Genomic DNA, 13,583 nt, shown 5'->3' on the forward strand with positions numbered 1-13,583 from the left:
CCCTGACCGCCCTCGCACACCGCGCACTACAGTGGCGGTGTGAAGGAGTACCTGCTGTGAAGGTGACCGTACTCGTCGGGGGCGTCGGAGGGGCACGATTCCTCCTCGGTCTGCGCGAATTGTTCGGGCCGACGGCGTTCCCGGCCCCGCAGGACGACTCGTCCGGGGGCCAGGCGAGCGAACACGAGATCACCGCGATCGTGAACGTCGGCGACGACGCGTGGATGCACGGCGTCCGCATCTGTCCTGATCTCGACACGTGCATGTACACCCTCGGCGGCGGGATCGATCCCGAACGCGGGTGGGGCCGGCGCGACGAGTCCTGGCACGCGAAGGAGGAACTCGCCGCCTACGGTGCCGATCCGGACTGGTTCGGCCTCGGCGATCGCGACCTCGCGACGCATCTCATCCGGACCCAGATGCTCGATGCCGGGTACCGGCTGTCCGACGTCACCGCCGCGCTGTCCCGCCGATGGAATCCCGGTGTGCGGCTCCTGCCCGTGACCGACGACCGTCACGAGACCCACGTCGTGGTCGCCAAGCCCGACGGCGAGGACGGCGAACGGGTCGCGATCCACTTCCAGGAATGGTGGGTGCGCCATCGCGCCCAGATCCCCACCTTCGGTTTCGCGCAGGTCGGTTCGGATGACACCGCACCCGCACCCGGCGTCCTCGACGCGATCGCCGACGCCGACGTCGTCCTGCTCGCGCCGTCGAACCCGGTCGTGAGCATCGGCGCGATCGTCAGCGTTCCCGGGATGCGCAGCGCGCTGCGGCAGACGAAGGCCCCGGTGGTCGGTATCTCCCCGGTCATCGACAATCGGCCGCTGCGCGGCATGGCCGACGAGTGTCTGTCGGTGATCGAGGTCGAGTCCTCGGCAGAGGGCATCGCCGGGCACTACGGCGCCCGCAGCGGCAACGGCATCCTGGACGGGTGGTTGATCGCCGAGGGCGACCACGCCACCGTCGACGGCATCGCCATCGGCGCCGCACCCCTCCTCATGACCGATCCCGCCTCCACCGCCCAGATGGTGCGCGCGGCGTGCGCGCTCGTCGACGTCGCGCTCCCCGACTCCAACCAGGGCAGCGCGTGACCGCCCGCCCCGACCACCGCGCCCCGGGCCACCTCGAGATCCATCCGGTGACCGGCCTGCCCGAGTTCACCGCCGACTCCGACGTCGCGCGCGAGATCCTCTCCGCCGCACCGTGGCTCGAGTCCGGTGACGTCCTGGTGGTCACCAGCAAGATCATCTCCAAGGCGGAGGGCCGGATGGTCGACGCGCCGAGCGACCCCGAGGAGCGCGACGCGTTGCGCCGGCGCCTCGTCGACGACGAATCGGTGCGCGTGCTGGCACGCAAGAACCGGACCCTGATCACCGAGAACCGGCTGGGCCTGGTCCAGGCCGCGGCCGGGATCGACGGCTCGAACGTACGCAGCGACCAGCTCGCACTGCTCCCGGAGAACCCCGACCGCAGCGCGGCGGCCCTCCGACTCGCCATCGCCGAGGTCGCCGACCTCGACGTCGCGGTGATCATCACCGACACGATGGGCCGCGCCTGGCGGACCGGGCAGACCGACGTCGCCATCGGCGCGTCGGGCATCGCCGTGACCCATCCGTATGAGGGCGGTGTCGACGACTACGGAAACCCGTTGATCGTCACCGAGATCGCGGTGGCCGACGAACTCGCCGCGGCGGCCGATCTCGTGAAGGGCAAACTCGCGGCGGTCCCCGTCGCCGTCGTCCGCGGCTTCGGTCCGGCGGACGACGGGACCACGGCCGCCGATCTGATCCGCCCCTACGAGGAGGACCTGTTCCGCCTCGGGACCGAGGAGGCGATCGCCCAGGGACGTCGCGAGGCCATCCGCACGCGGCGTTCGGTGCGGAACTTCGCCGACCGGCCTGTCGACCCCGCCGAGTTGCGTGCCGCGCTCGGCGAGGCGCTCACCGCCCCCGCTCCACACCACACGCATCCGGTCCGCTTCGTCTGGGTGCGGTCCGGCCCGCGGCGCCGGGAACTCCTCGACGCGATGGCGCAGGAGTGGCGCGCCGACCTCGAATCGGATTCCAAGACAACCGAGTCCATCGAGAAACGGTTGCGGCGCGGCCAGATCCTCTACGACGCCCCGGAACTGGTGATCCCGTTCCTCGTGCCCGACGGCGTTCACGAGTACCCCGACGAGCGGCGGAACACGGCCGAACACACGATGTTCACCGTGGCCGCAGGCGGAGCGGTCGCCACCCTGCTCACGGCGCTGTCGGTGCGCGACCTCGGCAGCTGCTGGATCGGGTCGACCATCTTCGCCGCGCCGACCGTACGCCGAGTCCTCGGCCTCGACCCGAGTTGGGAACCACTCGGCGCGGTCGCGATCGGTCACCCCCTCGAGCCGGCGGGCCTGCGCGACCCCGCCCCCACCGCCGATTGGGTACTCGAGCTGTGACCGCCGAGTCGCTGCACGCATCCGCCGTCGAGGCCCTCACCCATTGGGACACATCCGATCCCGACCAGGACACGCTCCGTCACACGTACCTCGCATTCCTGGCGGCATCCTCGCAGGCATGCCTACGAGCCAGTGCGCCGGGACATCTGACGGGTTCGGCGATCGTCTTCGACGCCACCCGCCGGCACGTCCTGCTCACCCTGCATCCCCGGGTCGGCAAGTGGATTCAGCTCGGCGGACACTGCGAACCGGCCGACGACACCATCGCCGACGCGGCGCTGCGTGAGGCGCGAGAGGAATCGGGCATGCCCGACCTCGTGCTCGACTCGGCGGACCCCGCCGATCCCGGAGGCGGGATCGTGCATCTGCACACCCACCCGATCACCTGCTCGCTGGGCGTCCCCACGCGCCACCTCGACGTCCGGTACCGGGTGATCGCCGCACCGACGTCCGACGGCGGACTACCGCGCGTCGTGCGCAGCGACGAGTCGGTGGATCTGCGCTGGTGGCCGATCGATGCACTCCCGGACGACGCCGGCGACGACATCGCGACACTCATCGGCGCGGCCTTGCGGGACGGACATCCGCGCTAGACCCGGATGTTCTTCCCCACCGTCACCACACCGCCGGCGCTGACCGAGAACCGCTCGCGGTCGGCGCTCACGTCGACACCGAGTTGCTCGCCGTCGCCCACCACGACGTTCTTGTCGAGGATCGCCTTGCGGACGACGGCACCCTTTCCGACGCGGACGCCGGGCATCAGCACGCTGCCCTCGACCACCGCGCCGTCCTCGACGATGACGTTCGAGGACAGCACCGAGTTGCGGACCGTGCCCCCGGAGATGATGCAGCCGGATCCCACGACCGAGTCCTCGGCGACCCCGGACTGGACGAACTTGGCGGGCGGCAGGTTGTGTGTCTCGCCGCGGATGGGCCAGCGGCCGTTGTACAGATTGAAGATCGGGTGCACCGACACGAGGTCCATGTGTGCCTCGTAGAACGCGTCCAGCGTTCCGACGTCCCGCCAGTAGCCGGTGTCGCGTTCGGTGGCACCGGGGACATCGTTGTCCTTGAAGTCGTAGACATACGCGGTATCCCGGCGCACGAAGGCCGGGATGATGTCGCCGCCCATGTCGTGATCGGAGTCCGAGTCGGCGGCGTCGGCGCGCAGCGCGTCGACCAGCGCCTCGGTGGTGAACACGTAGTTGCCCATCGACGCGAACGTCGACTCGGGATCGTCCGGCGTCCCCGGCGGATCCGACGGCTTCTCCAGGAAGCGGGTGATCTTGCCGCTCTCGTCGGAGTCGATGCAGCCGAAGGCCGTCGCCTCGGCGCGCGGGACGCGGATTCCGGCGACCGTCACGTCGGCACCGGATTCGACATGCGCCGCCACCATCTGCGACGGGTCCATCCGGTACACGTGGTCGGCGCCGAAGACGACGATGTACTCGGGCCGTTCGTCGGTGATGAGGTTCATCGACTGGAAGATCGCGTCGGCACTGCCGGTGTACCAGCGGGGTCCGAGCCGCTGCTGGGCCGGGACCGGGGTGATGTACTCGCCATGGAATCCCGACGTCCACCAGGTCTGCGAGATGTGCCGGTCCAGCGAGTGCGACTTGTATTGTGTCAGCACGCAAATGCGTTCGTAACCGGCATTGACCAGGTTGGACAACACGAAATCGATCAGCCGGTAGGCACCGCCGAAGGGCACCGCAGGTTTGGCGCGGTCCATCGTCAGCGGATACAGACGCTTGCCTTCGCCGCCTGCGAGGACGATGCCGAGGACGTGCGGCTCAGATCTCACTCCCCCAACTTAACCGCCATCGAACCCGTCGGCCAGGTGACCGGGCCAGAAGAATGCCCGCGTCCCGGTCGCGGCGACCGTTTACCGGCACCGATGGCGAACTGCGCGCGATGGCACTAGCGTCGAGATCATGCGGGTGGCGATGATGACACGGGAATATCCACCTGAGGTCTACGGCGGTGCCGGTGTCCACGTCACCGAATTGGTCCGCCATCTCCGCGATCTCATCACCGTCGACGTGCACTGCATGGGCGCCGAACGGGAGACCGCAGCGGTGTACACCCCCGACCCTGGGCTGGCCGGGGCGAACGCGGCGATCACGACCCTCTCGGCCGACCTGCGGATGGCCGTCGGCGCGGCCGACGCCGACGTCGTGCACTCTCACACCTGGTACACCGGTCTCGCCGGGCACCTGGCCGGGCAGCTCTACGACGTGCCCCATGTCCTCACCGCGCATTCGCTCGAACCGTCGCGTCCGTGGAAGGCCGAGCAACTCGGCGGCGGGTACCGGGTGTCGAGCTGGGTCGAACGCAATGCGGTCGAGTACGCCGACGCCGTGATCGCGGTGAGTGCGGGCATGCGAACCGAGATCTGCGACACCTACCCGCGACTGGACCCCGAACGTGTCCACGTGGTGCGCAACGGGATCGACACCTCGCAGTGGTATCCGGTCGCCGACCCGTTCGGACCCGACTCGACACCCACGGCCCTCGGACTCGACCCCGACCGACCCATCGTGGCGTTCGTCGGCCGGATCACGCGGCAGAAGGGCGTCGCGCATCTCGTGGCCGCGGCCCACCGTTTCGACCCGGAGATCCAGCTCGTCCTCTGCGCAGGCGCACCGGACACCCCGGAGATCGGCGCCGAGATCGAGCGGGCGGTCGGCGAACTGTCGGCCTCGCGTCCCGGCGTGCACTGGGTCCGCGAGATGCTCCCTCTCCCCCGTATCCGCGAGATACTGACAGCGGCAACGGTCTTCGTGTGCCCGTCGGTGTACGAGCCGCTGGGCATCGTGAACCTCGAGGCCATGGCCTGCGGCACCGCGGTGGTGGCCTCGGAGGTCGGCGGCATTCCCGAGGTGGTGCGCGACAACGTCACCGGCCGCCTCGTCCGCTACGACCCCGCCGATCCGGAGACGTTCGAACACGATCTGGCCGAGACGGTGAACGCGGTCGGTTCCGACACGGCCGCGGCATCGGCGATGGGTGCGGCCGGCCGCGAACGTGCCGACGCCGAGTTCTCCTGGGCGTCGATCGCCGAACAGACCCTGGGCGTCTACGAGTCCGTCCGGCGCTGATCTGGGCGCCGTCCGCGGGTGGGCCGGCACGTCGTGACCACGACCGACACCGTCACCGGTACGCGGCCGTCCCCGGCGAAGTCGTCGGCACGAGAGCGGATGTCGGCCTCCTCGGAATGAAATGCCGAGGGTCCCATCGCGACCAGATCGCCGATGATCCCGGCGCCGACGTCCGCGGTGTACCGCAGTGGAGCCTCGTCGACCAGCTCGAAACCGTCGTCGAGCGCTGCATGGAGCCGTGCGGATTTCGCGGCGTCGACCCGGAGCATCTCCATCGGCTCGATGAGCTCGGAGAGATGGTCGGGCCCCGGGCTCACGATGATCAGTGCGCCATCGGGTGTCAGGACCCGGGCGAACTCGGTCGCGTTCCGGGGCGCGAACACCGAGAGCACCACCGAGACAGCGTCATCGACGACCGGTAGCTCGCGCCAGACGTCGCCGACGACTGCGGCGAGCGCGTGCGGCCCCCGGGCGATGGCGCGCGCGCAGTATTTGGACAGGTCGATGCCGATTCCGGCGACCGGGGATTCGACGACACCGTCCGACGTTCCGCTCGCCGCGACCGCGGCGCGAAGATAGTGTCCGCCACCGGCGCCCGCGTCGAGGATCACGGGCCGCGGGACTCCGCTCGCGAACTCGGCGGTGAGTCGGGCGACGGAATCGACCACCGGGGCGAAGAAACCGGCGTCGTGCACACGCGCCCGGGCGGCCACCATGGCCGCGGTGTCGGCGCGCAACGACCCCGACCGACCGTCGAGCAGTGAGACGTAGCCCTGTCGGGCGATGTCGAATGAATGAGCGTCGGGACAACGCAGGGCAGTGCCGTCGACCGAGAGCGGCCCGGTGCACACCGGGCATCGAAGGATCTCGACGATCGACGTGAGGCCATGCGCCCGGTGCGGTGTCGGTGTGTCCGCCCGGGCCTCATGGGAACTGCCCTCGTGGGGCACGTTCAGCCGGTGACCCCGCGGAGTTCCTCGCCCAGCGCGGCTGCTTCGTCGGCGGTCAGCTCGACGACGAGTCGACCCCCACCCTCGATCGGAATCCGGACAACGATTCCACGCCCTTCTTTGGCCGCTTCGAGGGGGCCGTCCCCAGTACGTGGCTTCATTGCCGCCATTCTCAAGCTCCCTTCAAGGTCCCTGCTCCGAACATGATACGTGTAGGCGTCTCACACGATTGCCAGTGCGCGACACGCGCGCCACGCGGAACCCGCTGCGCGACTACCCCGGGGCCATCGGCGGGCCGGGCTGCCACGCGCCGGCACCACCGTTCTCGTGGTCGGCGGCCGCATCGTCGGGGTGCGTGTCGACCGGCGTCCCGGGCACCGGCTCCCGGTCACGCAGGCGCGCGATCACCGAGCGCAGATCGTCGACCTCATGTGCGAGACGCGCCAGCGCCCAATCGACTTCGGCCTGCTTGTAGCCCCGCGGTGTCTGCGCGAACCGCAGCGCGCGGACGTCGTCGCCGGTGATCCCCACCGACGGCAGTCTGGTGAGGGTCGTGTCGGGCTCGACCGGCGGAAGATCCTCACCACGTCCGAACACGAACCAGACGATGGCGAACACGACCGCGATGACGAGCCCCATGATCAGCAGGTACAGCAGCAGCGTCTGCATGCGATCCATCCTGACAGAAGCACTCGGACCGGAGTCCGGCACAGCACGAACCCGACAACCGCTTCCGGTGTGGCGCGCGGTCGCCGGGTCCGTGGGGTGCCGTGCCCGGTGCCCCTAGGAGGCCATCTCCTCGGCCTTGGTGTCCAGCACCCGCACGGTGTTCATCGGCGGACGATCCTCGAGATAGACCTCGGTGGTGTGCGGTGTGAACGACCCGTCGGGCTCGGCGGTGAACTGGGTCAGGCCGACGCCCGAGTCCTCGATCCCGCACCGGCGCATGAGGGTTCCGACGATCTGCCGGCTCATGACCCCCAGTTCCACCAGCGGGCGGTTGCGGTGGGTCCGGACCCCGAGGTTGACCTGACCGATACCGGCCAGACCGTGGCGGTCGTAGGTGTCGATGAGCAGCCCGATCTCCACCCCGTAGCCGGGCGCGAACGGGACCGACGACAGCAGCTCGCGCGTGCCGGCGTACTCGCCGCCGAGCGGCTGCAGCACTGCGGTGAGGTCGGGTTTCTGGGAGGCCAGGAGCGGCCGGGCGACGAGCTCGGTCACGCGACCGCCGCCGTTGGCGTCGTGGGTGCCGCCCGTGCGCAGCGGCCGCCGGTAGTAGCCCTTCACGAGCTGGATCTCGGGGTTGACGAGCAGCGGACCCAGCATCTTCGGCACGAACATCGGGTCCGGGTCGATGAGGTCGGAGTCGACGAAGGCGATGATGTCGCCGGTGGCCACGGCGATCGAACGCCAGAGCACCTCACCCTTGCCCTTGACCGGGTCCAGCTCGGGGACCGCCTCCTCGCGGGTGACCACCTGCGCGCCGGCGGCGAGCGCTCGTTCGGCGGTCGCGTCGGTGGAACCGGAGTCCAGGACGATGACCTCGTCGACCAGGCTCCCGTAGAGCGGCATGATCGTCGCGATCACGTCGGCAACGGTCTCCTCCTCGTTCAGCGCGGGGAGCACGACCGAGATCGTCCGGCCGTCCTTCGCCTCGACGAGTTCGTCGATCGTCCAGTCGGGCTGTTCCCAGGTGTGGGTTGACGACCAGCGCTGCTCGGTTCCCGGGGCCTGGGCGATCGTCGGCCACATCGCGGCCTTGTCCCGGCTGATGACGGTGCTGGGCGTACGTCGCTTCTGCTTGGTCATGCGAGTCCCCTGACTGTTCGGGCGGGTGGTCTCGTTCCCGCGATGGCAGCGACCATGTCGACCACACGGCGAGTGGCGGCGACCTCGTGAACGCGGAAGATCCGGGCGCCCTGTGCGGCGGCCAGACTTGTCGCGGCCAGTGTCCCTTCCAATCGTTGCGCTAGGTCTGTACCCAGAGTCTCCCCTACGAAATCCTTGTTGCTCAGCGCCATGAGCACCGGCCAGCCCGTGTTAACAAGATCTTTCACGCCACGTAACAGAGCCAGCCCGTGGTGGGTGTTCTTGCCGAAATCGTGCGTCGGATCGATGACGATCGAGTCTCGACGGACCCCGGCCGCGAGCGCGCGTTCGGCCGCGGAGGTCACCTCGCGGAGGACATCGGCCACCACGGCGTCCACCGAATCCCCGTATGCGACGCGGTGCGGGCGGGTCCGCACCATCGCTCCACCCGTGTGGGAACAGACGATTCCCACACCCCGTTCGGCGGCGACGGCCACCACGTCGGGATCGACCCCCGCCCAGGTGTCGTTGATGAGGTCGGCCCCGGCGGCGCAGGCCTGGTCGGCCACCTCGCTGCGCCACGTGTCGACGCTGATCAGCACACCCGGGTGCCGATCCCGGATCCAGGAGATCATCCCGACGACCCGGGCCGCCTCCGTGGCGGCATCGACCTCGCGACCCGGACCGGCCTTCACCCCGCCGACGTCGATGATGTCGGCGCCCTCGGCCACCACCCGATCGACGTGCGCCTGCGCGGCGGCGTCGTCGAAGCTCGCACCCCGGTCGTAGAACGAGTCGGGGGTGCGATTGACGATCGCCATGACCAGCGCGCGATCGGTCGGCACCCGACGCCCGCACAGCGTCGGCGACACCGACGCCTCCGGGTTCGAACTCACCCCTTGGGCACCTTGGCCGCGGCGACGTCGTCGGGATAGCCGTCGTAGTACTCGGTGTAGCCCTTCTCCTTGCCGAGCAGTACGTGGAGTCGGTCGGCCTCGGCGTCGGCGTATCCCTCCTTGCGGAGCTCGACCTTGCGGTTCTTGAAGGTCGAGGTCTGCTCGAAGTCGTCGACGATCCGCACGAACAGCGGCACCGCGTACGACGGCAACGCGTCGTAGAGGTGACGGGCGAACTTGCTCGGATCGAGGTCGGCGCCCTCACGCAGCTTGATCGCGATCATCCCGGCGCGACCGTCGGTTCCCGGGACCTCGACGCCGTACGCGACGGACTGGGCGACGGCCTCGTAGGAGTCGACCGCCCCCTCGACCTGGGTCGTGGCGACGTTCTCACCCTTCCAGCGGAAGGTGTCACCGAGCCGGTCGACGAAGGCGATGTGGGCGAAGCCCTGATCGCGGACGAGGTCACCGGAGTTGAAGTAGGAGTCGCCGTCCTTGAAGGCGTCGCGGATGATCTTCTTCTCGGTCTCCTCGGAGTCGGTGTAACCGTCGACGGGCACCCGGTCGCTGATCTGGGCGAGCAGCAGGCCGGTGCCGCCCCGGCCGACCTTCACGAGCCGACCGTCGTCGCCGCGCTTGGGGTTCCCCTCCTCGTCGTACTCCACGATCTTGTACGGGAGCGGGCAGAAGCCGGCGGTCTTGTCGACGCTGAACGCGTTGACGAACGCGAGGTTGAGTTCGCTGGCCCCGTAGAACTCGACGACCCGGTCGACGCCGAACCGCTCGCGGAACTCGTCCCAGATGTCCGGGCGCATACCGTTGCCGACCACGGTGTGTACGGAATGCTGGCGATCGGTGGGCTTCTCGGGCTGCGCGAGAAGGTAGCGACACAATTCGCCGATGTAGCAGAAGGCCGTCGCACGGTTGAGGATCACGTCGTCCCAGAATTTCGACGCCGAGAACGACCGCCCGATGGCGATACACGCGCCGGAGGCGAGGACCGACGACAGTGAGACCGACAGCGCGTTGTTGTGGTAGAGCGGCAGCGGCACGTACATGGTGTCGCTGTGGCGCAACCGCACCGCGAGACCACCGATGCCGGACAGGCTCGCCAGCCACCGGTTGTGGCTCATCACGCTCGCCTTCGGCATTCCGGTTGTACCGGAGGTGAAGATGTAGAAGGCCTTGGTCGACGCGGGCAGCTGCTCGGTGACCTCCGGATCGGCCTCGGCGAGCCCCTCGGCGGCGGCGTCGAACTCGGCGAAGTCGTAGACGTGTTGCGGCAGAACCGATTCCGGAATCGAGTCGAACGCCTCGGCGCACTCGGGATCGTGGATGAGGACCGAGGCCTCCAGCAGTCCGACGCTGTGCTCGAGCACCTCACCGCGCTGGTTGTAGTTCAGCATCCCGGCGATGGCACCGAGTTTGACGGTGGCGAGCATCAGCAGCAGGTCGGTCGTGCAGTTCTTGGACAGCAGCGCCACCACGTCGCCCGTGCCGACGCCGTCGGCCGAAAGCGCTGCGGCGTAACGGTTCACCCGGCGGTTGGCCTCACCGTAGGTGGTCGTGCGGCCTTCGAACCGGACGAAGGGGCGGTCGGGGTGCTCGGCCGCGAGCTTCTGGAAGACCGAACCGATGGTCCGCTTGGCCTCGGGTGGGCGACGGATGAGCCCCGGTGCGTGCTTGATCATCCCGGTCGCATGTGGCGCCATCTTCACCACACCACGAAGAAGGTCGGGGATACCGACCGTCTTCTTCACGCTCTGCTGCCGACTGTCCTGCTGCTCGACCTCTGGGGACATCTGCCCTCCGCTCTCCCGCTGGCATATCAGGTGCCCCGCGCACCCACGCGCTACCCTACCGGCCGGTAGCAAGACCTCACCGTGCCGTCGCCAACTCCACCGCGTCGGACACCGACCGCGAGATGAGCAGTCGGTCCAGCGATCGCCGGGCGACGAACCCGGTTGTCGACAACTCTCGCAGCCAGTCGAGCAACGGCGCGTAGAAATCGGAAGGATCGAGCAGGACGACCGGCTTGTCGTGCATCCCGAGATAGCCACCGGTCCAGGTCTCGAAGAGCTCCTCGAGCGTCCCGATCCCGCCCGGCAGGGTGATGAACCCGTCGGCGCGCTCGTCCATGAGCCGCTTGCGTTCGCGCATGGTCTCGGTGACGACGAGTTCCCCCGAACCGAGGTCGGCGACCTCGTGCTTCATCAGCGCGCGGGGGATGATGCCGATCGTGTGACCGCCCGCCTCGCGGGCGGCGTTGACCAGCGCGCCCATCATGGAGATGTTCCCGCCACCGGAGACGACGACATGCCCCTGCTCGGCCAGGGTCCGCCCGACCTCGGCGGCGAGGTCGAGATAGGGCTGGTCGACGGGACCGGACGCGCAATAGACACAGACAGCACTCACCGGGCAATCGTGCCATCGCCGCCCGACCCGGTCATCTCGGCCCTCAGGGTGTGGCGGCCTCGATCGCGGCGACCACGTCATCGGGGTCGTCGACGACGGTGAGCAGGTCCAGATCCTCGGGCGAGATCATCCCGCGCGCGGCGAGGACGTCGCGCATCCAGGCCAGGAGCCCGCCCCAGAAGTCGCTGCCCACCAGCACGATCGGGAATCGCACCACCTTCTTGGTCTGTACGAGGGTCAGCGCCTCGAAGAGCTCGTCGAGCGTGCCCATCCCGCCGGGGAGACAGACGAACGCCTGCGCGTATTTCACGAACATCGTCTTGCGGACGAAGAAGTACCGGAAGTTCATCCCGAGATCGACCCACGGGTTGAGGCCCTGCTCGAAGGGCAGCTCGATGTTGAGGCCGATGGACTGGGCAGCCGCCTGGCGGGCGCCCTGATTGGCGGCCTCCATCGCTCCGGGCCCGCCGCCGGTGATGACCGCATACCCGGCCTCGCCGAGCGCACGTCCGACCCGCACCCCGAGCGCGTATTCGGGCGATTCCGGGGCGAGGCGGGCGGAGCCGAACACGGTGACGGCCTCGGCCACCTCGCTCATGGCGTCGAACCCGGCCACGAACTCCGACTGGATGCGCAGCACGCGCCACGAGTCGCGCATGGTCCGCTCCGAGCGCCGCTCGGCGTCGCGCGGGTCGACCCACTCGAGCAGCCGTCGATCGGTGGTCTTGCCCTGCTGATCCCGGCGGATGCGGATGGGCCCGACGTAGCAGGTGTCGGGATCGGTTCCGTCGGTGTCGGCGGCGGGATCGGGCGTGGTCGACATGGCGGTCACGCTAGCAGCGTGGCCGGGCCACCCGATCCGGCCACTCAGGACAGGTAGTCGCGCAGCAGCTCGGTCACCGCGCGGATCTGCTCCACCGGGACCCGCTCGTCGACGCGGTGCGCGAGGTTGGGGTCGCCGGGACCCAGGTTCACAGCCGGGATGCCCAGCGCCGAGAACCGCGACACATCGGTCCACCCGTATTTCGCGCGGAAGCGGCCACCCGCGGCCTCGACGAGCGCCGCAGCGGCCGGGTGTGCCAGACCCGGCAGGGCGCCGGCGGCCGAATCGGTGACCGCCAGCTCGATGACACCGTCGGCCAGGTCGGCGGCGAACACCTCGCGCACGTGGTCGAGGGCCTGATCGATCGAGCGGTCGGGCGCGAAGCGGAAGTTCACGTCGACGTGTGCGGCGTCGGGGATCACGTTGCCCGCGACCCCGCCCCCGACGGCGACCGCGGACAGACCTTCGCGGTACTCACAGCCGTCGATGTCGACCCGACGGGCCTCGTAGCCCGCCAGCGTGGTCAGGACATTGCCGAGCTTGTGGATGGCGTTGTCGCCCATCCACGATCGGGCCGAATGCGCCCGGATCCCCGACGTCGACAGCCTGACCCGGAGTGTTCCTTGGCATCCCGCCTCGATGAGCCCCGCGGTCGGTTCGCCCAGGATCGCCACGTCGCCGGCCAGCCATTCGGGGAGTTCGCGTTCGATGTCGTTGAGGCCGTTGAACTCCGCCGCGATCTCCTCGCAGTCGTAGAAGATCAGCGTCAGGTCGGAGGCCGGCTCGGGCAGCGTTGCCGCCAGGTGGAGGAACACCGCGTCACCGGACTTCATGTCGACGGTGCCGCAGCCGTGCAGGACGTCACCTTCCTCCGGATGGGTCTCACGGCGATGCGGGAGGTTGCCGGCCACCGGCACGGTGTCGAGGTGACCGGCGAGGATGACTCGCCGGTCATGCCCCCGATCGGTACGGGCGAGAACGCGATTGCCGTGGCGGAGGATCTCGAAACCGGTTGTCTGCGCCCGCAGTGCGGCCTCGACCGCGTCGGCGATGGCCGATTCGTTGCGCGACTCGCTCTCGATGTCGACGAGCGCGGCGGTCAGGTCGACGGGATCGGCGGTCAGGTCGAGATCGGGAGTGCTCACC

14 protein-coding genes are annotated in these 13,583 nt (G+C 69.1%); 4 read left to right on the forward strand and 10 right to left on the reverse strand.

What is annotated here, in order from left to right; translation table 11 throughout:
* Positions 1-56 precede the first annotated feature (56 nt).
* Genes cofD through BCM27_RS16980 form a run of 3 tightly spaced genes read left to right on the forward strand, consistent with a single transcriptional unit; the run spans position 57 to position 3,033 of the window.
* Positions 57-1,094 (forward strand): 2-phospho-L-lactate transferase, encoded by a 1,038-nt coding sequence (gene cofD / locus BCM27_RS16970; protein ID WP_004019238.1) that lies wholly within the window; start codon positions 57-59, stop codon positions 1,092-1,094.
* Positions 1,091-2,440, forward strand: a complete 1,350-nt coding sequence (locus BCM27_RS16975; RefSeq protein WP_004019237.1) for a coenzyme F420-0:L-glutamate ligase — start codon at positions 1,091-1,093, stop codon at positions 2,438-2,440. The genes cofD and BCM27_RS16975 overlap by 4 nt, the downstream gene beginning before the upstream one ends.
* A complete protein-coding gene (locus BCM27_RS16980; protein WP_004019236.1) occupies positions 2,437-3,033 on the forward strand; it encodes an NUDIX hydrolase in 597 nt (198 codons plus the stop codon). The genes BCM27_RS16975 and BCM27_RS16980 overlap by 4 nt, the downstream gene beginning before the upstream one ends.
* Here the strand turns inward: BCM27_RS16980 and glgC are convergent.
* Entirely contained in the window at positions 3,030-4,244 is a 1,215-nt protein-coding gene (glgC, locus tag BCM27_RS16985) for a glucose-1-phosphate adenylyltransferase (RefSeq protein WP_004019235.1), read from the reverse strand. The genes BCM27_RS16980 and glgC overlap by 4 nt on opposite strands.
* 130 nt (positions 4,245-4,374) lie before the next feature.
* Between glgC and glgA the strand changes: the two genes are divergently transcribed.
* Positions 4,375-5,541: a glycogen synthase gene (glgA, locus tag BCM27_RS16990; RefSeq protein WP_004019234.1), complete on the forward strand. Its 1,167-nt coding sequence runs from the start codon at positions 4,375-4,377 to the stop codon at positions 5,539-5,541.
* Here the strand turns inward: glgA and BCM27_RS16995 are convergent.
* From BCM27_RS16995 to dapE, 9 genes are all read right to left on the reverse strand, one after another.
* Positions 5,520-6,491, reverse strand: coding sequence for a putative RNA methyltransferase (locus BCM27_RS16995; protein WP_033203988.1), 972 nt, complete (start codon positions 6,489-6,491; stop codon positions 5,520-5,522). The two genes, glgA and BCM27_RS16995, sit on opposite strands and share 22 nt — an antisense overlap.
* Before the next feature lie 2 nt (positions 6,492-6,493).
* Complete coding sequence (locus BCM27_RS17000; protein WP_004019232.1) at positions 6,494-6,661, reverse strand: DUF3117 domain-containing protein; 168 nt, start codon at positions 6,659-6,661, stop codon at positions 6,494-6,496.
* A gap of 103 nt (positions 6,662-6,764) precedes the next feature.
* Positions 6,765-7,160, reverse strand: coding sequence for a DivIVA domain-containing protein (locus BCM27_RS17005; RefSeq protein ID WP_004019228.1), 396 nt, complete (start codon positions 7,158-7,160; stop codon positions 6,765-6,767).
* Positions 7,161-7,274: 114 nt separating this feature from the next.
* Positions 7,275-8,303 carry a glucosyl-3-phosphoglycerate synthase gene (locus BCM27_RS17010; protein WP_004019227.1) on the reverse strand — a complete coding sequence of 343 codons (1,029 nt, stop codon included), beginning with the start codon at positions 8,301-8,303 and terminating at the stop codon, positions 7,275-7,277.
* Complete coding sequence (folP, locus tag BCM27_RS17015) at positions 8,300-9,124, reverse strand: dihydropteroate synthase (protein WP_239450706.1); 825 nt, start codon at positions 9,122-9,124, stop codon at positions 8,300-8,302. Before folP ends, BCM27_RS17010 begins: the two co-directional genes overlap by 4 nt.
* Before the next feature lie 71 nt (positions 9,125-9,195).
* Positions 9,196-11,001, reverse strand: a complete 1,806-nt coding sequence (locus BCM27_RS17020; protein ID WP_004019225.1) for a long-chain-acyl-CoA synthetase — start codon at positions 10,999-11,001, stop codon at positions 9,196-9,198.
* A gap of 76 nt (positions 11,002-11,077) precedes the next feature.
* On the reverse strand, positions 11,078-11,614 hold the full coding sequence (locus BCM27_RS17025) for an LOG family protein (RefSeq protein WP_004019224.1): 537 nt from the start codon (positions 11,612-11,614) through the stop codon (positions 11,078-11,080).
* Between the two features lie 43 nt (positions 11,615-11,657).
* Complete coding sequence (locus tag BCM27_RS17030; protein WP_004019223.1) at positions 11,658-12,437, reverse strand: LOG family protein; 780 nt, start codon at positions 12,435-12,437, stop codon at positions 11,658-11,660.
* 44 nt (positions 12,438-12,481) lie between these two features.
* A complete protein-coding gene (dapE, locus tag BCM27_RS17035) occupies positions 12,482-13,582 on the reverse strand; it encodes a succinyl-diaminopimelate desuccinylase (RefSeq protein WP_004019222.1) in 1,101 nt (366 codons plus the stop codon).
* Between the last annotated feature and the right edge of the window lies 1 nt (position 13,583).

The sequence above is a fragment of the Gordonia terrae genome (genome assembly GCF_001698225.1).
In the GTDB taxonomy this organism is placed as follows: Bacteria; Actinomycetota; Actinomycetes; order Mycobacteriales; family Mycobacteriaceae; genus Gordonia; species Gordonia terrae.

Excerpts from the sequence above, each read along its gene's own strand:
- glgA (WP_004019234.1), top strand. The coding sequence starts at position 4,375 with ATGCGGGTGGCGATGATGACACGGGAATATCCACCTGAGGTCTACGGC.
- BCM27_RS17000 (WP_004019232.1), bottom strand. The coding sequence starts at position 6,661 with ATGGCGGCAATGAAGCCACGTACTGGGGACGGCCCCCTCGAAGCGGCC.
- BCM27_RS17005 (WP_004019228.1), bottom strand. The coding sequence starts at position 7,160 with ATGCAGACGCTGCTGCTGTACCTGCTGATCATGGGGCTCGTCATCGCG.
- BCM27_RS17010 (WP_004019227.1), bottom strand. The coding sequence starts at position 8,303 with ATGACCAAGCAGAAGCGACGTACGCCCAGCACCGTCATCAGCCGGGAC.
- folP (WP_239450706.1), bottom strand. The coding sequence starts at position 9,124 with ATGGCGATCGTCAATCGCACCCCCGACTCGTTCTACGACCGGGGTGCG.
- BCM27_RS17020 (WP_004019225.1), bottom strand. The coding sequence starts at position 11,001 with ATGTCCCCAGAGGTCGAGCAGCAGGACAGTCGGCAGCAGAGCGTGAAG.
- BCM27_RS17030 (WP_004019223.1), bottom strand. The coding sequence starts at position 12,437 with ATGTCGACCACGCCCGATCCCGCCGCCGACACCGACGGAACCGATCCC.